The organism is Parasphingorhabdus sp. W113 (assembly GCF_055693205.1).
In genome coordinates this window covers 321,284-341,604 of sequence record NZ_CM146328.1, presented here as the reverse complement: position 1 = coordinate 341,604, position 20,321 = coordinate 321,284, and the positions used below count along the sequence as shown (strand labels likewise).

Here is a 20,321-nt window from a genome sequence, read left to right as displayed (position 1 = left end):
TAGCACAAGACACCCACCGCGCAACTGTCTCCTCAAGATTGGGGTCAATCGGCTGGATTTAGCTGATCAAAATAGCGCTGTACGGCATCCAGATTGTGCAAGTCGGCATATTTCTGACCAAGATCGAACAGATTGGCCGCCTGCACCTCTGGCGCCCGGTCTCCGCAGGCTTCGGTCACCACAATCGGCCGAAAACCGTGTTGCAACGCATCCAGCGTCGTCGCCCGCACGCAACCGGATGTCGAAAATCCGGCCATCAGGCAAGTGTCGATCCGCATGGCGTTCAGGGTGGATGCCAGCGTCGTTCCGAAAAAGGCACTGGCATATTGCTTGGTGACCACAACATCCCCGGGCCGGGGTTTCAATCGGTCGTCAAAATCCCCTAGCGGTTCACCGGCCTGAAACAGCGAGAGCGCCTGCACCTTCTGGTAGAACAATCCGCCGTCCGCCCCGCCGGGGCAAAATTCAACCCGCGTGTACAGAACCGGAACGCCGGCTGCGCGCGCCATGGCATCGAGCGCGATCATCGCCTGAAACGCGTCTTCCGACCCGACATAGAGCGGCGCATCGGGATCAATATAAGCCTTGGCCACATCGATCAGGATAACCGCAGGTTTGGCGCCAAAGCCAATCTCGCCACCGAAACCGGCGGCACTATAAGAGGTCTGTAGATCGGCCATAATATGCTCCGTTGGCGGTCCCTTGAGACCGGGAACAATGGATGGGACCATCGGTTTTGGCAAGCGCATCATCGCGGGCATGGCCACCAGTCGGATGGCCGGATGATCCGATGGATCAGTGTGTAATCCGAATTCCGAACAGAAAACGACGGTCATTCTGGGTCACCGCATTCGGCGCGCGCAACACCGAACTGGTCAACACCGTCTGTTCCCTGTTGATGTTCAAAGCCTGAAACTGCACACTGACATTGTCGAGCAGGTTGATATTGGCCGAAAAATCCAGTTGACCGAACGGCTCCTGAAATCGCGGCACGCCGAAGGATCCCGAGAATGCCTGCAGAAAGTCGCCACGCCAGGCATAGGCCAGCCGCGCATCGATCGTCCCGTTGTCAAAATAGAGCGCAGCATTGACGCTATCTCGCGACAATCCCGGCAGTCCAGTGCTGCGGACATCATCCACCGCGTTAAAATCAGCGCTGCTATCGGCATAGGTATAATTAGCGAAAAGACCGAAATCGCGTAGAATCGGGACATCGGTGAATATCGAGAATGGCAATTGTCCGGCGAGTTCGAAGCCCTTGATCGTCGCCGATGCGCCATTGGCCGGTCGCGTAAAAACAATCGGGGCCGTGACCAGGACATTGTCCGATTGCCGCGGAAAAGTTCGGAGTTCAGTAAAGGATTCGGTATCGATAATACCGTCGAGTTTCTTGTAAAAAGCGTTGAACGCGACATAGCCTTCTGCGCCAAAATAATATTCGATTCCGACATCGATATTGTCAGAGGTAAACGGCTCCAGATCGGGATTGCCCTGGGTTCCGTCGCCACCCCCTTCATCGATGCCGTTGATCGTTTCGGTGGGTGCCAGGTCACCAAGGCCGGCCCGCGTCAAGCTCCGCGAAAAGGCCGCGCGCAAGATGAAATCGTCGAGCAGCTCATAGCGCGCGCTGATGCTTGGCAGGAAAGCCGAGTAGCGGCTGGTAAACTGAATCGGCGAGACCACCCCATTGGTAATTTGCGACCCGCGCGAAATCTGCCTGGTCCGCAAATAGCGAACCCCGGCATTCAGGATGAAGCGATCCACCTCAAATGTGACTTCTCCGTACCCGTTGACGGTCTCTTCCTGCACGTCAAAGCTGCGCTGCGCGGTGACCAGCGGACGCGGAACAATGGCGGCTCCGGTGACCGGCTCTCCGCCGATTCCATTGGGGAGATACAAAGCCAGCAACCGGGCAGGATCAGCGCTGATCAGCGACCCAGGCACCGAAGCGGGCGCGCCATTAATATCAAAAGGGTCGAGCGTGACCGCGGCATCGGCAACGCTGGGCAGCAATCGGCGATCAAATCCGGGGAGTGCGGTCACCCGCGTGTCGGCACCGGTCCGGGCAATTTCACGGTTCGCATAGCGCACCCCAAAATTGATCACACGGAGCGCGCTGTCATCAAATCTCCGCTCGACATCCAGGCGCGATTGCCAATCGCTGTCGGTGTCGGTCGACGGTCGCAACAGGAAGACATTGAGCAAAAATTCTTCTGGATTGGCTGAAAAATCGGTGCCCGTCGTCGTCCAGTCGACGAAATCGCCGCGGTAGATATAGGACACGTCGGCATCGACAAAGGCTCCGGTGGTCAGATCAGCGCGGCGCATCGATAGCAGATTGCCAACCCGCTTAATGTCGCGCTTGGTATATCCGACAAAGGGCGAGATCGTCCAATTGTCGTCCGGCATCCAGTCCAGTCCGGCAGTAAACTGGTAGAGCTTATCTTTCGAAGAATTGTCGTTGATACCCAGGCGTTGCTGGACGCCGCTGAACGTCCCGGCGGCAATCAGCCCGTCTTCGATCACCAGATCGGAAAAACCGGCGACATTGCCTTCCGACGGGGCATCGGCTCGGGTGAACAAACGGGTGGCATCCAGTTGGGAATAGAGACCCGTGACCGTGATCAGCAACGCGTCCGTCGGGCGAAACTGGAAGGTGCCGCTGCCGCTCAGTGTCTCCCGGTCCTGAAAATCATGCAGGTAATGCTGAATATTCGTGGCCTGCGCTGCCAATTGCTCCGGCGTCGCCAGCGCGGCCGCCGCCGGTGTCAGGATCTGGGCCAGCGGCCGAACGTTGAAGCCGCCGGTGCGGCTGGTTTGGAATTGTGAGCGCGTGTAGACGAGCGATGCGGCCACACCCATCCGGTCATCGAAATTATAGCTCGCGAAGACCGCCGCCCGGCCACCAAGATCGCGCGCATTCTGGCTATAGTCAGCCTGCGCCGACGCTGTGAATTTGAAGTTACTATAGTCCAGCGGCTTGGCCGTCTCCAAACGGACAATACCCGCGAGACCGCCTTCAACATCTTGGGCTCTCGCTGTCTTGAACACGGCGGCATTGGTAAAAAGTTCGGATGGCAGGATCTCGAAATTGAACCCGCGCCCGCCCCCCGATAGGCCGAAAATGTCGGTTGTGCCGTTGCTCGGGGCCGTGACTCCGTTAATTTCAACCCGGGTGAAATCCGGGCCGAGACCACGCAGGTTGATCGCCTGCCCTTCCCCGCCACTGCCGCGGTTCAATGTGACACCCGGCACCCGCTGGAGCGACTCGGAGAGATTAAGGTCCGGAAATTTCCCGATATCTTCCGCCGAAATCGCGTCGACGACGCCAACCGCCGCGCGCTTCTGTTCCACACCGCGGATCAGGCCCGCGCGAACCCCGGTCACGATGATGATAACGCCATCATCGTCATCGCCATAAAGCGGCTGTTGATCCTCCGATTCTGGCGAGGATTCCTGCGCGCTTTGAGCCTTTGCCGGACATCCGATTGCGCCAGCGTACAGCGCGGCGCCAAACAGGATGCGCATCGGCAGTTGGGCGGTGGAATATATCATCAGTCCCTCAAGATTCTCTAGAGTGTCAGTGATGCTTCTGCCTGCCGGAACAGCCTCGATGATGGTCTTTCCCGACAAGTCCCCCGCAACTTTGTGATCAGAAGGTGCCGAAAAGTCCAGCACAAATCTAAGCTTGCTACATTACTATCTAATTATGTTATATTTTTTATTTCCGCAAACCGCCAACCCGCCCCGTGGCGGACGGCGCAAGACGTTTGCGATCCGTTATTGGCCGGCAGACGGGAAGCCGCAGCGCGCCCGTGCTTCAGTTCTCAATGCGTCAGTCTCCGATAGGCTGCTGCGGCAAAATCCCGTGCAGCGTGGCAACGCTGGCCCGCGTGCGTTTCAGTTGTTCCGCAGCCGCCTCCCCGCGCTCCACCGCGACCTTGAAGGCCAGCGCATCGATCGTCAGCAATTGGGCAAAGCGCATCGGATTGGGCTGAAACTGGTACACACCGGACTGCGACAATTCGACATGCAGGCAGACATCCATATCCTTGGCCAGCGCGCTGTTTCGCGGGGCGATCCCGATGCAGAATGCGCCGTAATATTTGGCCAGTTCCACGCTATCGAGCAAGGCGCGTGGCCGGCCTGTGGAGGATAGGAACAGAGCCACATCGCCCTTGTCCAAGGTTGCGGCTGACATGCGTTGCATATAGCTGTCCGTATAGGGCACACTGGTAATCCCCAGCCGGAACAGGCGGTTATGCATTTCCATCGCCATGACAGAGGAGCTGCCGCCCAGTCCATATATCGCGACCTGCTTGGCTTTGGCGATTTGCTTGGCCGAGGCGGAAATCTCGCCGGCGTCGATCGAGGACATGGCGCTGTCCAGCGCGTCCACAGCACATAAATAGGTATGTTTGAGCGTGTTGACGCTATCTTCGCCTTCGCTCGTATTAATCTGCGAATTCTTCTCGCCCGCCGTTTGCGCGTCGATATTGGCTTGCAGGACCGCCATGTCCTGGATCAGTTGAAATTTGAGATCCTTGAATCCGTCATAGCCGACATTGCGGCAAAAGCGGATGACCGTCGGCTCGCTGATCTTCACCTTCTTTGCAATATCGCGGACATTCATCTGCGAAAATCGTTGCGGGTCCTTGAGCAGCAACTGACCGATTTTATGTTCCGCCTGGCTCAACGTGTCGAGATGCGATTGCACCTTCATGACCACCCCAAGCCGCGATCCGATCGCACTGGCCTTGCTGCTCTTCATCAACTCTCACCTATCCTGTAAAGAACGAAAAATGGACATGTCAGATGTAGCGCAATTTCATCTGCGCCTTTTGTACACCGGAAAACAGGAGCTTATGCTGTACCAACCGCCGGACAATATCAAGCATCAATGCTGTAACTTCTTTACAACTATGTGGTGGCTATTGCGGTGACCTGGATCGGATATCGCGCAGCATCTCGATCAACCGCGAAACCACAATATCCGTGATGTCTGCTCCCTTTTCGGAAGACGCAAATTGCGGCGCCCCGACAATTCCGGTGCCGCCCGACATGGCACGGACAGAACGGTAATAGGTGCCCTGGGGCGCATGGAGCATGTCCGCTTCTGCCCACAGAAATGTCGGCGTTGGCGCAGCCGCAACGATATCCTCCTTCCGGACCAGGTCGGGACGGAAATAGGCGACAAGAGAAGTTTCAAATTCACAGGCATGACCAACGCCCCCGAAACCGGATTGCTGAACCACGGCGAGTTGATCGGCCACAATCTGCCACCATGTGAGAAGAAAAATATTATGCGCTGGATAAGCGCTGCCCAGCTGCTCGAGCAGAACCTGTCCAATCGCCAAATTGCCGCCATGGCTGTTGAACAGCACCAAATTGTGAAATCCGTGACGAAAAACCGATCCGGCAATATCGCTGACATAGGCCCGGAGGCTTTCATGCGAAACGGTCAGGGTTCCGGGAAAATCCATATGATGCGCCGAGCACCCGACCGCCAGCTGGGGCAAGATCAGCAACGCTTCGTCCGCCCGTTGATTCGCCATATTCAGAAATTCGCGGCCGATCAGACTGTCCGTGTCGAGCGGCAGACCGGGGCCATGCTGTTCGATCGCGGCCAGATTGAGAACCACCGGAATCGTGGGATCCAGCGCATCGAGCGCGCTGCTGGTCAGATCAGCCCAGTACATCGAGTCGCTCCACCGAGACAGGAACCTCTATATTCTGACAGAAAGCGCGCGTGCCGAAAGCCATTCATCCAGCCTCATGGTCCAGATAACCGATGAAAGCAGCGATTTTCCAGGCGCCATCGATCCTGCGACAAAAATAGACCGTTCGCCAATGCAGCCGCTCTCGCTGTCCATTGGCCAACGGCAAATGGCCGTCAAAATATTTTTGCACAACCGCCAGAGAATCCTGGATCGCAATAGCCCGCAGCGCACTGGCGTGAAACAAGGCTGCACGAACGGTCTCAGGGTCCGTCCGTTGCTGCACGTCCCGGGCCTGGCGCAACCACTCGACCTGATAAGCGGGCAAATCGGGAAAGGCAGGCGTCCAGCCGGCCGGGTTTGTGGTCGTGGTTGGGCTCGTGGGATTGGCCTCCCCCGAAACGCCAAAAAAGCCGCTGGCAATGAAATCTCCGGCCACGCGATCCCAATCGGCCTGCACAAAGGCGTCAATATCTCTGCGGACCAGCATATTCCACAGCTGCGCGCGATCGCCATCATCGGCATCGGCAAACGGATTGCGATCATAAGAGGGTTCGGTGCTCATCATTCAAACTCGAAATGCTCGACCCGATGTTTCTCCACCGCGGCTTCATCCAGCACAACCCCGAGGCCTGGACCATTGTCGGGAAGATGGGCGAAGGGCGGGTCAATCCGGATGGGCGTTTCGAGCAGATCATGGGACCGAATCATCCGCCCGAAAATGTCGCTCGGCCAAACGCAGCTTTGCGCCGCCACGCTCTGATGCAGATAGAGCGCCTCGAGCACGCCGAGATCAATTTCCGAACCGTGCCAACAATAAAGGCCGTGCGCGTTCACAATGCTGTCGATCTGACGAAACTTGGACAATCCGCCATTGACATTGAACCCGTCGACGCTGCCGTGGGTCAGGCAGTTTATCGTATCATGCACGCGTTGTCCCTGCGACACATAGGGAAGCGAGATATGCTGGACAATCCGGATATCGGAAAAGTGCCGAAGCCGCCCATAGTCCTGCCACATCCATTTCGGCAGCGGGTCTTCGATCGCCAGAATATTACCGATTTCCGACAGTTTCTTGAGCAAGCGGCGGGCTTCGCCGGCATTGCCCCACCGTTGATTGGGATCGAGGATAACCAGCATGTCGGGCGCCGCCTGCTTGATCGCGGCGCACCATCGGACGACATCATCCTCGAGATCACATTTGAACTTTATGCAGCCATAGCCCTGACTGGCAAAGCGGGCAGCCAGCGGACCGACCTCTTCCACTTTGCGATGGCTGGACCACGAACCAACCCGGACGGAATCCCGGACCTTGCCGCCAAGCAGGACATGCAGGGGAATGTTCAGGGACTTGGCATAGGCATCCCAAATGGCACATTCGAAGCCATCATATTCGCGGCACAGCGGAATCGGCAAATTCTGGAGCGACAGCTGATGCAGATCACGACCGATCAGGTCTCCGGCGATGTGATAAATGGTCTGGGCGTCATGATCCCGGTAAAATTCCCCTAGTCCCTCAATCCCGTTGGACAGGCGCAAGCGCAGGATGAGCTTGGGCAGGACGTCAAATTGCATGCTCCAGCCATCCTTGCCCTGGGAAGGCAGCATATGCAGGGGCTTATGCAAATCATCAGAATCAATCGCGCCCTCATGAGCGGGCACAATCACCGCATCAAAGCGCAACGCTTCGATCACAAGCGGATTCTGAGAATGCGACCACATAGCGACTCCATCTAAGACGAATGTCTAATTTTGTTTCATATAAATGCACGTAGCATGTATTTTTGCAACGCAATTTTCGACATTATGCGGCAAACGGAGCAACAGGGACTATCCGCCGATCGTCGGATCATGACGAAGAAGGGCATTTGATTCCTTTTAATCCATTGTTTTTATGTACTATTCTCTGTCATCTACGAAAATTTACCTTGCACATCAATGTAATGGAATTCGAATCTTGCTCGCGGCCTGAATTCGGTGCTATATGTAATTTTGTTAGATAATGAGAGGTTTCTCATGCTGCTGACTGCTCTGGACTGGACGATAATTGCGTCCGTCCTGCTCATCTCGATAATGATCAGCCTGATTGTCAGCAGACAGTCTGCCCGGTCGTCGAGCGAGTTTTTCCTGTCCGGGCGATCCATGCGATGGTGGCTGCTGGGCCTGTCCATGGTGGCGACAACCTTTTCCACCGATACGCCCAATCTGGTGGCCGACATTACCCGGACGCACGGCGTTTCGGGCAACTGGACTTGGTGGGCGTTTCTGGTCACCGGGATGGTCACGACCTTTTTTTTCGCCAAGCTGTGGCATCGGTCCGGCGTCGAGACCGACATTGGCTTTTACGAGCTGCGCTATAGCGGCCGCTGGGCGGCTTTTCTGCGCATATTCCGGGCGGTCTATCTGGGCTTGATCTTCAATGTCCTGATCATGGCGGCAGTGACATTGGCGGCGATCAAATTCGGTTCGATATTACTGGGTCTGTCTCCCGCTCTGATCGTCCTGATCGCCGGCAGCACAACCTTGCTGTTCTCGATTATCGGGGGCCTGCGCGGGGTCATCTATACCGACCTCTTTCTGTTTCTGTTCGCGATGATCGGCGCGATCGCCGCGGCCTATTTTGCGGTCAATCACCCCAGTGTCGGCGGGCTGGAAAAACTATTCGAAAATGACGTCGTCCAGTCCAAATCAGCTATCCTGCCCAGCCCGGGCAACCTCAATGCATTTGTACCGCTGTTTCTGGTGCCGTTGCTGGTGCAGTGGTGGAGCGTCTGGTATCCCGGGGCAGAACCCGGCGGCGGCGGTTATGTCGCCCAGCGCATGCTGGCGGCCAAAAGCCAGGATCATGCCCTCGGCGCGGTGCTGTTTTTCAATTTCGTCCATTTTGCCGTTCGGCCCTGGCCCTGGATATTGGTGGCGCTGGCATCGCTCATCATCTTCCCCGACCTCGACAGCCTGCGGGCCGCCTTTCCTGACGTGGATGACCATGTCATCGGTCACGATCTCTCCTATCCGGCGATGCTGACATTTTTGCCCGCCGGTTGGCTTGGTCTTGTCATGGCGTCGTTGCTCGCCGCCTATATGTCGACCATTTCGACCAGCCTGAACCTCGCCTCTTCCTATTTCTCCAACGATATTTATCGCCGTTTCATCAAGCCCGACGCGTCCGAGAAAGAGCTGATCCGGTTTGGCCGGATCATCATGGCGGCGCTGATGGTCCTCGCCAGCTTTCTGGCGCTGCAGCTCAGCAACGCGCTGCAGGCCTTCAATATCCTGCTGTCGATCGGCGCGGGAACCGGTCTGCTCTTTCTGTTGCGCTGGTACTGGGATCGCATCAACGTGTGGAGCGAGATTTCCGCCATGGTCATTTCGTTTCTCGCCAGCCTTGCCTTGCAAACCGGTGATTTCCCCGATCTGGAAAGTTGGGAAAAACTCTGTCTGGCGGTTGCCATTACGACCGCCGGCTGGATCATCGTCACATTGATCACGCCACGGACCGACGCGCGCACGCTGGTGCGCTTTTACAATCAGGTGCGGCCACCAGGTCCGGGATGGAACCGGACCAAACGGCAGAATTCCGATCAGATTATTGGCCGCTGGGGCGACATGACCACTCGGTATGCCTTGTTGAATGTGCTATATTCCTGTGCCGCAATTTACAGCTTTCTGATCGGAACCGGACTGCTGATCATGGGCTATTTTGCCTGGGCAGGATTGTTCGCGATCGTCGGAATATCTTGCGGATACCTGTGTTACCGATGCTGGCAGCGCCTTGACCGCTGAGCCTGTGGCGCGCCGATCACGAAACCAAGGGAGGGAAGCGCGATGACCAGATCAATTGCCGCGATCACCGGTGCTGCCGGCGATATCGGACATGCAATCGCCTGCCAATTGCTCGCCAGTGGCTTTCATGTCGCGGCTACCGATATTGACATTGCCGGTTTGCACGATCGCCGCCGTCAGTTGGCGGATCCGGACCGATATCATGCCATGGAACTGGATGTGTGCGATCCGCAGTCGGTCGACAAGGCCTTCGCTACTATCGCCCGGCAACTGGGTGATGTCACGGCGCTGATCAACAATGCCGGCGCGATTTCGGCCCATAATCTGAAAACGACTTCGGAAGACCAATGGACCCACGACATCGCGTTGAATCTGACCGGGGCCTGGCGGTGCATCAAGGCGGTCATGCCGATCATGATCGACAATGCCAAGGGCGCGATTATCAACATCGCCTCTGCCAACGGGCTCGGCATTTTTGGTCATCCCGGATATAGCGTGGCCAAGGCCGGCTTGATCCATCTCACCCGTTTCGCGGCAGTGGAACTCGGACAGCATAATATCCGCGCCAACGCGATCTGCCCGGGCACTGTCAACACCAAGGCCTGGGCTCAGCGGGCCCTGCAGAAACCGGACATTATCGCAGAGGCGATGCAATGGTATCCGTCCCGCCGGGTTTCCGAACCGACCGACATAGCCGATCTGGTTGCATTCCTGCTGACCAAGGCCCCGAGCAGTCTGAACGGTGCCATCATCCCGGTCGATGGCGGTCTGATCGCCGGTCAGGATCCTGTCGCCTCGGGCTTTTGCGGAAAGCCGCTTTAGCATGCGCCCGATCGATCTCCCCCTTCCTTCGCCGCCGACCGGCCCTGGCGCGTGTTTTCCGGTCACAGGATCGGCCAAAGGACAGTCTCATGATCACTACCAATCGTCGCACGTTTCTTTCGCTGTCGCTGGCGGGTGCTGCCAATGTCGCCCTCGCCCGCCCGATCGCTGACACCAGCGGAGAGATCATCGCCCGCCGCGGATCATCGGTTGCCGGTCTGGTCATTCCCAAACTGGACCGCGTCAGATTCGGGGTGATTGGCGTTGGTCGGCGGGGGAAAAAGCTGCTCGACCTGCTGATCGGGGTGGATGGTGCGGATATAGTCGCGCTGTGCGATATTGACGACCAGGCCTTGGCGGCCGGTGCCCAAGCGCTGGTGGCCGCCGCTGATCCGGATGATCACCGCCAGAAACCCGCTCTTTATGGAGAGAGTCCAACCGCGTTTCGCACCATGCTCGAATCCGCTGAACTGGACGCGGTGATTATCGCAACACCCTGGCGCTGGCACGTGCCGATGGCACTGGCCGCCATGGCGGCTGGCGTTCAGACTTTTGTGGAGGTACCCGCCGCGCTCGACAGCGATGAATGCTGGCAGCTGGTGGAAGCCGCCGAACGGCATCAGGTCAATTGCATGATGCTGGAAAATATCTGCTACGGGCGCGAAGAAATGATGGCTCTGAACATGGTCCGGGCGGACGTCATCGGCACGCTGCTCCACGGTGAAGCAGCCTATATCCATGACCTGCGCTGGCAAATGAAGGATGTTGATTCCGGCACCGGATCCTGGCGTACCGAGTGGCACAGCAAACGCAATGCCAACCTCTATCCGACCCACGGACTGGGACCAATTGCGCAATATATGGATATCAACCGCGGCGATCGGTTCGACTATATCAGCTCGATGAGCTCGGCCGCGCTTGGCCGCGCCCAATATGCCGCCCGCGAATTGCACGACGCCAATCCGCACAAGACATTGGAACCGATTTGCGGTGATATCAACACCAGCATCATTCGCACCGTCCGTGGCCGGACGATCATGTTGCAATATGACACCACCACGCCTCGGCCCTATACCAGACATAATCTGATCCAGGGCACCAATGGCGTGTTTTCAGGCTATCCCAACCGGATTGCTCTGGAAAACAACCCGCTTGCGCCCGAAGCGATCGATGGGTTTCATCATTGGGATCAGGATATGGCTGAATGGTATCGCGCCTATGATCACCCGATCTGGACGAAGCTGCTGTCCCTGACGGCGGAACAAGAGGAGCATGGCGGGCTGGATTTCGTGATGCTGTGGCGCATCGTCTATTGTTTGCGCAACGGATTGCCTCTCGACCAAGATGTTTATGATGCGGCAGCCTGGTCGGTGGTCATTGATCTCAGCGCGCAATCGGTCAGCAACCGGAGCGCATCAAGAGACTTTCCTGACTTCACCCGGGGGAGTGGAAATCAAGAAAGCCGCTGGAAATCAGCCTGTAAGAACGAAAAATGCCCGCCCGATCATCCGCAGATCGACAGGGCCCGCAAACCGATTATTGAAAAGAATGCACCGGCAGACGGGGGGGCCTGCCGGTGCGTGACGAACCCCACCGGGAAGAGGTTCGAGACTGAAAAACGGATCGCTCATCGCAAAAAGATCACCGGTCAACAAAAATGGTCCAAAACCGGAACCGGAAGATCAACCGGACAAGCCGCCTGAAAAGAAGGGCTCTGGCGGCATATCAGAAGCGAACATCAGGCCACTCAATGCGCAACGGAGGAACCCAATTCCTTGAGAGCATTCCAATCCGGGCATCGGGCAGTCGGGCGACACATGTGCTGGTTTCGAGCCGAAGCCGAATTGGCGACAATCGTCCCCGCCAGCGATATACTCTCCGCTGTCGGATCTACATTGCCGCCAATCTTCAATCCGCGTGCGGTGAGGATTGAACTCGATAAAAGAGAAGCCATATCGGAAATCATCGCCTCCGGGTCCGGCGTGCCAGTCGCCCGGGATGAGAAGCCAATGCTGACATTCTTGCCGTTCTCGCAATTGCGAGAACGGCAAGAGCGACCCGCGTTGCAGTGAGTGTGGCACTACCGTCAGCATTGACTCTCGCCCCCTTCCGGTCAGGGATTTGTCCAACGCGGAAAGATGAGTGGACCGCCGCTCTGTTCACTGCCCGTGGCAGGACGGTGAGGATCCCGCGCGCACCGACATTGAATCGCGGATCGGCATTAATTTGGCGATCGCCAATATGGGGGGCGCCAATATGGGGGGCGCCGATGTTAGGGCCGGTCCTATTGGCGCGTTGGACAGCGGCTGGAGCTTGAGCTGGCGCCGCCACGGGCACCGAAAAGACCGAAGTGAGCCCGTAAAATATGAGACCGTCCAAGCCAAAAAGCATATTTGCATCCCGTTGTCATCCGATGAGGCGGCAATTGGTTTGGCGCGGCGTTTTCGCGCGTGTCCAAACATCCATGCTTTTTCGGTTTGGCAATAACCAGAACCGTTTTCGCCTCACAATGTAACATAATTAACTCGTTGCCTTGTAAAACTATACCGGGTGATGCAGCAATTAGACTTTAGTCGGATTTTGTCCGCGGCGACGCGATCGCCGATGCCCGGAAATCCGCCTCATGATAGGCCGCGACAACCTCGGCCAGGGTTGAAAGTGCAAGACTTTCCGGGTCTCTGCTCGAATGAAACAATCCGATGGGCGCCTTGATGCTCTGCGCTTGGGCCGTCGATATGTGCAGCGTTGCCAATTTTTCCAGGCGGTGCTGATGCGCGGTTCTGCCGCCCATCGCTCCGCAATAGAAATGCGCCTGGTGCAGAGCCGCCGCCATGAGCGGGCCTTCCCAATCATGGTCGTGAAAGAGAAAAATGAAAGCCGTCCACGGATCGCCGGCTAAGCCTCGAATATCCTGCGGTGTGCGTAACAATCGGGCGACAATCCGCTCGTCTTCCAGATCGTCGAGCACCCGCTGGTCAGAGGTCAGGACATCAATATCCATATCCATTGTCCTGCCCAATCGACACAAGGCCGGAACCGCGGCGCCATGGCCGACAACCACCAGTTTTGGCACGGGCCAATGACCGACATGAATCGTCCCGCTGGCCGGATCCAGCGCCGTTTCTCGCCATTCAGGCAGAAAGGTTGCAACCCCCTTCGCCATCGGCAAGCGTAGGGAGAATGGCAGACGCCGGTGAATGGAATCGACGCAAGCGGCCACGGGTTCGATCGCCTTGTCCGATCCGGTCAACGGCTGAAAATGCACGTCAAGACCACCGCCGCAAGGTAATCGGATGTCCATATAAGGTGATCCGGATCCAAAGCGGGTGATCCTGGGCCGGCCTTCCGCCAGCGCGGCTTGCGCTTCCGCAACCACCGCATTTTCAATGCAGCCGCCAGACAAGGACCCGCGAAAATGACCATCCGCGCCAACCGCCATATGGGCACCAGGGTTGCGCATCGACGACCCTTCGACAGCAACAACGGTGATCAGCACGCAATCTTGCCCCTGTCCGAGGCGGTGGTGCAGAAATTCAAAGATCCGCCGGTTATCCATCAGCATCGACCGCTTGCAACAGCCAGGAAAAGCGATAGGCGCCTGGTCCAACCCGATAGGGCGGCAGCGCATCCGGCCCGCAAGCACCGGTCCCCACCCCGCGCAGCGCCGCGTCGATATGCACTTCGGTCAGAATCCTGTCGGACAAGATCAGCCAGCGTTGTTGCAGCCGTCAGATCCGCATCATGATGATGGCGTGCCGAGAAACTGAGCGGCCGGGGCAAGTCAATCACGAACCCCCGGCCATCGTTGTCGCGCAGGCTGAAGCGTCGGGTCGCATGATGCGCGCCATGTTCCTGCGGGAAACAATAAGGATGATATTGCGCATTTACCGTGGACGCCCAGCGCCCCATCAGCTGCGCCTGATAGCGGTCGGCATAGCTTTCATCCGGACCCAAGCCGATCCATTCCAGCTGTTCAAAACCGGCTGGCACGGCAAAACGGATCCCGACACGGGGCATATCCGTCCACTGGTCAGGAATGATCAGCTCCTCATCCACCGCCAAGCCATTTTCGGTGATGTCCCAGCGGGATCGGTGAATTGCCTTCGGTCCCAGTCCGGCAGACCAGATCCGCTCCAGCAAGAGAGCCTTCCGGTTTGGCTGATCGTCATATTTTACCGTCGATGACTCCAGCGCCAACCGATCAAATCCATGGGCGAACCAGTCGGCGAGACAGCTCGGCATGATATCGCCGGCCAGCGTCTGCACCCCGTCATTGTCGATTGGCGCCCGCCAGAACGCGGCGGTGACGTCACCATCGATGATTGGCTTGCCGTCGAGCATCACCCGTTCAATCCGCCCCTGACCATCCACATCCACGCCAAAGCGGTCGCAGCGAACCTGCACCGCCCTGTCCTGGAGGACCCCGATATCAGATGATATGGCCGAAGCGGCCGGGCGAGCGGGCGGCGCGGACAAGGGCAATTGGTCCCAGGCCACGCGATGACCGGCATCCGCCCAGGCGCTATCTGCTTTGAGCACCCATTCCGTGGTCAGATGCATCTCCGCGTCCGGCCCCCATTCTGTCTGATAAGGCACGACCAGCGCAGCGCTGTGCTGCGCGGCCACCGCGACATCCATTTCACCGGATTCGACGGTGTCGCCATCGGCTTGCACCGACCAGCGCAGCAGCAGATCATCCGTGCCCGAAAAATGCCTGCGGTTGGTGACGGTGAAGCGACCGTCTCCGGTTTGCGCAACCACCACGGGGCGGGCGGCCCACATATATTCCCGCAAACCCGGATGCGGCGTCCGATCGGGGCCGACGAGCCCGTCACAGCAGAAATTGCCATCATGCCGCTGTTCACCAAAATGGCCACCATAGGCCCAATAGAAACGGCCCTCGTCATCGGTCTTCGCAAGACCATGATCCTGCCACTCCCAGACAAAGCCGCCACCAAGCGCAGGCTCTGCATAAAAGGCATCGACATAATCGGTCAGCGATCCGTTGCTATTGCCCATCGCATGGGAATATTCGCACATGATCAGTGGACGATCATCTGCTTGGCTGTCCTCGGCCCAGCGCGCCCAGCTGACGATCAGATCGAGCGGTGGATACATCGGGCACACGACGTCGGTGGTCACCCGCTCCGATCGGTCCGGTGCCTGCCGGGACAGGCTGGACGGGTCGCTCCAGAAGCTGATGAACCGGTCGGCAACGGCGCCTTCATATTGGACGAACCGCGTGGGATCGAGCCGCCGCGCGAGAGCGGCGGCCGCATCATGGGCCGGACCATGGCCGGCTTCATTGCCCAGCGACCAGCCGATAATACACGGGTGATTGCGATCCCGCATGATCATCCGGCGGGTGCGATCGACAATCGCTTTCTGATAGCGCGGATCATTCGATACCGCCTTGGCCCGTGCATGGCATTCGACATTGGCTTCATCGACAACATACAGGCCGAGTTCATCCGCAAGATCGAGCAGGCGATGGTCATTCGGATAATGGGCGGTCCGCACCGCATTGATATTGTGGCGCTTCATCGCCACCAGATCCGCGCGCATGTCCTCCAGGCTAACGGTCTTGCCGTTGACCGGGTGGTGATCGTGGCGATTGACGCCGATAATGATCACCGGCTCACCATTGATCAAAAGCCGCCGGTCGCGGATCTCGGAGCGTCTGAAGCCGACCCACTGACGATGCGTTTCGGTAATTGTGTCGGCCGCGTCTTGCAGCGTCAGGCACAGCCGATAACGGGTCGGCTGTTCGGCCGACCATGGCTGAACGGACTGCACCGAACCGCTGAGTTCTGCTTCATGCCCGCCATAGTCAATCGACGTGGTCAACTGCTCCATCAACGTGCCGTCATGCGGAAATTGGGCAACACATGCACGAGAGAGATCGAGAATTTTCCGCCCGCCCCCATCTTCGAGCCAACCCGCAACCGACCAGTTCTCTGATGGCCCGGTGACCCGCGTGCGAACGGACAAGCTTCCCGATCCGTCCGCGGCTTCATAATCGGCCACCACCACCAGATCATCAATCCGCGTCCGGGCCCGGGATTCGAGAAAGACCGAGCGATGCAATCCGCCATGGCGCCAATGATCCTGATCCTCGATCCAGCTGGCATCCGACCATTTGATGACCATGATCGCCAGTTGATTCTGGCCTTCGACCAGCGCCGCGGTCAGATCATATTCGGACGGCAGGCGACTGTCATTGCCCATGCCGATAAAGCGATCATTGCACCAGATCAGCGCCACGCTCTCAAAGCCGCCGACATGCAGGATGACGTCACGGTCCGCCCAATGGGAGTCAAAGGGGAATTCGGTGCGATACAGGCCCGTCGGATTATCCGCTGGCACAGCGGGGGGCTCATGCGGGTCTCCGAACGGCATCCGGAAATTGCTGTAAATCGGTTCATCACCCGTAGCCTGCAAAGTCCAGACGCCGGGGACGGTGATCGCGCGCCATTCGCTCGCATCAAAGGCGCGATCATGCCACCCGTTCGGTGCCGCCTCCGGACGGTCGGCCAGCAGAAACTGCCACTCTCCATCCAGCGACAATCGCGTTTCGCTGATAACCTCATCCGGATGCTGGCCAGCGCCTGGCTGTTCCGGCCGCAGCGGAGGACGGATCGGCAGCCGGTTGATCTCGGTCAGCTCCGGCTGCAAGATCTGGTCTATGGTCAATGCAATCATGGCCCGCATCATGCACGATAATGCGGGCCATGATAGACGTTAAATATGATTTTTCGTCCTTGGCTGTGATGGAACCCTTTTAGAGGCCTACTTCAACCCCGGCGTAGAAAAAGCGTCCGGTATTCGGGAAAATCCCGCTGCCTTGACCCGTCCCGGTCAATCCGAACGGCGGGAGCCGGTCGAACAGATTGTCAACGCCAGCATAGAAGCGGAACTTCTCGTTCACATCCAGGCCGATGCGGATATCATGATAAAAGACATCGGGATAGAAAACGAACGGATAGGCATCGGGATCGCGGGCCGGGTCGCCGTTAAACGCATTTTGCGTTTCATATTCCGGCGCCGTGGTCTGCTTGCCAATATAGCGCAGGTCGTAGCTGAAATCGAAATCACCGAAATCCAGTCCGACCCGGAATGTCCCGGTCCAGGCCGGATCACCCAGTTCGCTTTTCGCCCGATCGGCGAAATCCGGCTGGGTGATATCGGTAAACGCATTGCGTTTGATGAGATAGCTCAGCAACAAACGGGTGTTCAGCTGAACGCCGTCGAATATCTCGCCGGTATAGGACATGTCCAGATCGACACCGGACGTCTCCAGACGGGCAAAGTTGAAAGAGCCGGCGCGGAACGAGTCACCGATGACCGGCAGGCTGATGATATCAGCGCCGATCCGGCGGTCGGATTGACCAAAAAAGGTTCCATCCGGCCGGCGGTTGATCGCAGCGCAGAACGGATTATCGATCCCGCCCGGATTATCATAACATTGGTCGATAATCGTCTGCCCGTTGAGCGTGAAGATGACATCTTTCACCGTGATATCATAATAATCTACCGCAATCGTCAGTCCGGGAGCATAGCTGGGCTGATACACGGCTCCAATCGTCAAGCTCTCGCCGGTTTCCTCTGTGATATCCGGATTACCGGCATTGATACCCCGGACACCGGAATTGGGCAGGTTGGTGAACGGCGTCACCCCGTCCGGATTGAACTGCGGCACGTTGGGATCAGCGGCACAATTGCTGGCGCGGTTGGGGTTGTTGGCAATATTTTCCGCGCTACACGGATCGGTGAGCCCGTTGACGAAGGTCTGCGACCCGGCATCAAACTGGTCGCTTAACGTCGGCGCTCGCACTGATTCCGCATAGCCTACCCGGAAACGGATATCGCGGGTCGGTGCGTAAGTGCCGGACAGATTATAGGCAAAGACCGTCCCGACCGCACTGTTATAGTCGGATACCCGGCCCGCAGCCTGGAAGGTCAATTCCTCCGCCCAGGGCACGTCAGCGAGAATCGGCAGATTGAGCTCGCCATAGGCTTCCCAGACTTCGGCTGCCGGGGGATCGAATTCCGAAATAGCGTTCAGGAAAGTTGCCCCGCTCTCGGTGACCGGGTCAAATTTAGAGAAAGCGGTGTCCCGCCGATATTCACCGCCCAGCACGAAACCCACCGGACCGCCCGGCAGTTCGAACAGTTGCGACAAATCACCGGCGACATAAGCGGTTGCGCTATATTGTTCGGCTTTCTCGTCGCGTGACGAAGTGAAGCCAAAATAGTCCCGCGCCGCTTGCGAGACATTGCCGACGCCGAACAAATTGGCTGGCGCACAAGCCGGGTCGTCATTGGTCGGATCGGCATCGGCATTGATTCCGCAGACAATCTCCCCGGCCGTGTTCCGCACCGCATTGATCGAATTGGAATATTCCGCGAGCAGAACATTGCCTTGCGTCTCGTAAAATGTGTCGAGACGGCCATAGTTGAAAGCGATTTCATATTTCCAGTCATCGTTGAACGTGCCGTCAATACCCGCGACGATCCGATAGGTTTCCCGCCGATGTTCCTCGCCCCGCGCACCGAGATCGGTGTTGAACCGGAAGGCGCGGAACTGCGTCGCACCCGGCGCCAGGCTCGAGGTCAGCAAGGCCCGCGTCTCTGCGTCGAGATACGGATTATCGACACTGAACGTATTGTTGAAAAATGTCGGCTGGCCTTCCTGAAGCGCGTCTATGCGGACATATTTGGCTTCGATAAACGGACGAAATGCCTCGGAAATTTCGTAGCTTGCGAGCAGATTGGCGGCATAGCGCTCCAAGCCTGCCTGCAATAGACCGGTATTCCTGAGGGTGGAACCGAGTCCGCCGACCGCATTGCCGGAGCCAAAGGGCCGCAGGTCGGTCACAATCGGGTTAGCGATCAGTGTCCCGTTCGGATTGAACACAAAGGTCCGGCCCAGCTCGTTGCCGCCGCCCGCCGCAAACAAGCCGGTACAATTGACCGCACGCCGCGCTTCCACGGCCGCAAAGGTCGGATCCGCAGCATCCACGGCGGTTGGACAGCTCGACGTATAGAGCCCGCCATCGGAGATATTATTGTTGCGGATACCGCGAATGAAATTCCGGTCGGGTATGCCGTTGCCGGTGTCGGGTTCGCCGATCCGATCCTCGACAATCTGGAATTGCGGTCGGCCGGAAAAGGCGCCGGTAATCTCGTCGCGATCAGAATTGAACAACGGATCGGATTTGGCATATTCGAGCGCGATAGCCACGTTGCCGCGCCCTTCTCCGAAATTCTGCCCCATGGTCAGACTGGCAAAGGACGAGGCGCGATCCCCTTCATCCGACAGACCGCTCTGGGCGCGAAAACGGATACCTTCAAAGTCGCGCTTGAGCACGAAGTTGACCACCCCGGCAACGGCATCGGCACCGTAAATTGCCGAGTTGCCGCCGGTGACGATATCAACCCGCTCGACCAGGTCGGTCGGGATCGTGTTGGTATCGACCCGGAAATCACCCGGCACCGAGGTCACATGGCGGCGACCATTGACCAGAACCAGCGTGCGCAACGTGCCGAGACCTCGCAGATCGAGGAGATTAAGACCGGCGGTCCCGATGAAACGGGTCGAATTGCCCTGACTGAATGTCGAGCGCAAAGCCGGCAGTTCGTTCAGAGCATCGCCCAGGGACACGTTCCCGGTGGCAATAAGATCGTCAATTTCCACGCTGGTAATCGGCACCGGAGATGACACATTCGGATTTTGAATGCGCGTGCCGGTAACCACAATGACCGAATCAGCGCTGTCGGCCTCTTCCTGCTGTTCTGATGCCGCGTCATCCGCCGCATCCTGTGCCTGCGCTGTGGTGGCCGAGATAGCGAGAGTGACCAGCGCCGTGGAGGCGAAGAACTGGCGTGAGAATTTCGTCGAGAATATCGTCCGCATGATTAGACTCCCTGATTAGTAACAGGGGCAACCAGATGATATTATGTACAATAGATCAATGGAATATGATAACATTTGTAACA

General features: G+C 57.8%; 14 protein-coding genes and 1 pseudogene. 5 read left to right on the top strand and 10 right to left on the bottom strand.

Going from position 1 to position 20,321, the window contains the following annotated elements:
• Nucleotides 1–44: 44 nt before the first annotated feature.
• The 6 genes from ACZ1GS_RS01545 to ACZ1GS_RS01520 form a co-directional block, all read right to left on the bottom strand.
• Entirely contained in the window at nucleotides 45–680 is a 636-nt protein-coding gene (locus tag ACZ1GS_RS01545; RefSeq protein WP_472696742.1) for an isochorismatase family protein, read from the bottom strand.
• A gap of 115 nt (nucleotides 681–795) precedes the next feature.
• Nucleotides 796–3,555 carry a TonB-dependent receptor gene (locus ACZ1GS_RS01540; RefSeq protein ID WP_472696741.1) on the bottom strand — a complete coding sequence of 920 codons (2,760 nt, stop codon included), beginning with the start codon at nucleotides 3,553–3,555 and terminating at the stop codon, nucleotides 796–798.
• A 280-nt stretch (nucleotides 3,556–3,835) separates the two neighbouring features.
• Entirely contained in the window at nucleotides 3,836–4,771 is a 936-nt protein-coding gene (locus tag ACZ1GS_RS01535; protein ID WP_472696740.1) for a MurR/RpiR family transcriptional regulator, read from the bottom strand.
• Nucleotides 4,772–4,931: 160 nt separating this feature from the next.
• A complete protein-coding gene (locus ACZ1GS_RS01530) occupies nucleotides 4,932–5,699 on the bottom strand; it encodes a creatininase family protein (RefSeq protein ID WP_472696739.1) in 768 nt (255 codons plus the stop codon).
• A gap of 64 nt (nucleotides 5,700–5,763) precedes the next feature.
• Nucleotides 5,764–6,285: a hypothetical protein gene (locus ACZ1GS_RS01525; protein WP_472696738.1), complete on the bottom strand. Its 522-nt coding sequence runs from the start codon at nucleotides 6,283–6,285 to the stop codon at nucleotides 5,764–5,766.
• Entirely contained in the window at nucleotides 6,282–7,439 is a 1,158-nt protein-coding gene (locus ACZ1GS_RS01520; RefSeq protein ID WP_472696737.1) for a mandelate racemase/muconate lactonizing enzyme family protein, read from the bottom strand. Before ACZ1GS_RS01520 ends, ACZ1GS_RS01525 begins: the two co-directional genes overlap by 4 nt.
• A 294-nt stretch (nucleotides 7,440–7,733) precedes the next feature.
• Here ACZ1GS_RS01520 and ACZ1GS_RS01515 point away from each other — a divergent pair, with 294 nt between their 5' ends.
• From ACZ1GS_RS01515 to ACZ1GS_RS01495, 5 genes are all read left to right on the top strand, one after another.
• Entirely contained in the window at nucleotides 7,734–9,500 is a 1,767-nt protein-coding gene (locus ACZ1GS_RS01515; RefSeq protein WP_472696736.1) for a sodium:solute symporter family protein, read from the top strand.
• A 42-nt stretch (nucleotides 9,501–9,542) separates the two neighbouring features.
• Nucleotides 9,543–10,322 (top strand): SDR family oxidoreductase, encoded by a 780-nt coding sequence (locus ACZ1GS_RS01510; RefSeq protein ID WP_472696735.1) that lies wholly within the window; start codon nucleotides 9,543–9,545, stop codon nucleotides 10,320–10,322.
• A gap of 89 nt (nucleotides 10,323–10,411) precedes the next feature.
• Nucleotides 10,412–12,025 (top strand): Gfo/Idh/MocA family protein, encoded by a 1,614-nt coding sequence (locus tag ACZ1GS_RS01505; protein WP_472696734.1) that lies wholly within the window; start codon nucleotides 10,412–10,414, stop codon nucleotides 12,023–12,025.
• A 114-nt stretch (nucleotides 12,026–12,139) separates the two neighbouring features.
• On the top strand, nucleotides 12,140–12,394 hold the full coding sequence (locus ACZ1GS_RS01500) for a hypothetical protein (protein ID WP_472696733.1): 255 nt from the start codon (nucleotides 12,140–12,142) through the stop codon (nucleotides 12,392–12,394).
• A 70-nt stretch (nucleotides 12,395–12,464) separates the two neighbouring features.
• Nucleotides 12,465–12,809, top strand: a complete 345-nt coding sequence (locus tag ACZ1GS_RS01495) for a hypothetical protein (RefSeq protein ID WP_472696732.1) — start codon at nucleotides 12,465–12,467, stop codon at nucleotides 12,807–12,809.
• A gap of 82 nt (nucleotides 12,810–12,891) precedes the next feature.
• On the opposite strand, the gene ACZ1GS_RS01490 is transcribed toward ACZ1GS_RS01495, so the two are convergent.
• The 4 genes and pseudogenes from ACZ1GS_RS01490 to ACZ1GS_RS01475 form a co-directional block, all read right to left on the bottom strand.
• Nucleotides 12,892–13,884: an XdhC family protein gene (locus ACZ1GS_RS01490; protein WP_472696731.1), complete on the bottom strand. Its 993-nt coding sequence runs from the start codon at nucleotides 13,882–13,884 to the stop codon at nucleotides 12,892–12,894.
• A complete protein-coding gene (locus ACZ1GS_RS01485; protein ID WP_472696730.1) occupies nucleotides 13,871–13,975 on the bottom strand; it encodes a hypothetical protein in 105 nt (34 codons plus the stop codon). Before ACZ1GS_RS01485 ends, ACZ1GS_RS01490 begins: the two co-directional genes overlap by 14 nt.
• Nucleotides 13,976–14,081: 106 nt before the next feature.
• Nucleotides 14,082–17,024 (bottom strand): annotated as a pseudogene (locus ACZ1GS_RS01480) (glycoside hydrolase family 2 TIM barrel-domain containing protein); the annotation flags it as partial.
• A 79-nt stretch (nucleotides 17,025–17,103) separates the two neighbouring features.
• Nucleotides 17,104–20,238, bottom strand: a complete 3,135-nt coding sequence (locus ACZ1GS_RS01475) for a TonB-dependent receptor domain-containing protein (RefSeq protein WP_472696729.1) — start codon at nucleotides 20,236–20,238, stop codon at nucleotides 17,104–17,106.
• Nucleotides 20,239–20,321: the final 83 nt, after the last annotated feature.

Excerpts from the sequence above, each read along its gene's own strand:
- ACZ1GS_RS01545 (WP_472696742.1), bottom strand. The coding sequence starts at position 680 with ATGGCCGATCTACAGACCTCTTATAGTGCCGCCGGTTTCGGTGGCGAG.
- ACZ1GS_RS01540 (WP_472696741.1), bottom strand. The coding sequence starts at position 3,555 with ATGATATATTCCACCGCCCAACTGCCGATGCGCATCCTGTTTGGCGCC.
- ACZ1GS_RS01535 (WP_472696740.1), bottom strand. The coding sequence starts at position 4,771 with ATGAAGAGCAGCAAGGCCAGTGCGATCGGATCGCGGCTTGGGGTGGTC.
- ACZ1GS_RS01530 (WP_472696739.1), bottom strand. The coding sequence starts at position 5,699 with ATGTACTGGGCTGATCTGACCAGCAGCGCGCTCGATGCGCTGGATCCC.
- ACZ1GS_RS01525 (WP_472696738.1), bottom strand. The coding sequence starts at position 6,285 with ATGATGAGCACCGAACCCTCTTATGATCGCAATCCGTTTGCCGATGCC.
- ACZ1GS_RS01520 (WP_472696737.1), bottom strand. The coding sequence starts at position 7,439 with ATGTGGTCGCATTCTCAGAATCCGCTTGTGATCGAAGCGTTGCGCTTT.
- ACZ1GS_RS01515 (WP_472696736.1), top strand. The coding sequence starts at position 7,734 with ATGCTGCTGACTGCTCTGGACTGGACGATAATTGCGTCCGTCCTGCTC.
- ACZ1GS_RS01510 (WP_472696735.1), top strand. The coding sequence starts at position 9,543 with ATGACCAGATCAATTGCCGCGATCACCGGTGCTGCCGGCGATATCGGA.
- ACZ1GS_RS01505 (WP_472696734.1), top strand. The coding sequence starts at position 10,412 with ATGATCACTACCAATCGTCGCACGTTTCTTTCGCTGTCGCTGGCGGGT.
- ACZ1GS_RS01500 (WP_472696733.1), top strand. The coding sequence starts at position 12,140 with ATGTGCTGGTTTCGAGCCGAAGCCGAATTGGCGACAATCGTCCCCGCC.
- ACZ1GS_RS01490 (WP_472696731.1), bottom strand. The coding sequence starts at position 13,884 with ATGCTGATGGATAACCGGCGGATCTTTGAATTTCTGCACCACCGCCTC.
- ACZ1GS_RS01475 (WP_472696729.1), bottom strand. The coding sequence starts at position 20,238 with ATGCGGACGATATTCTCGACGAAATTCTCACGCCAGTTCTTCGCCTCC.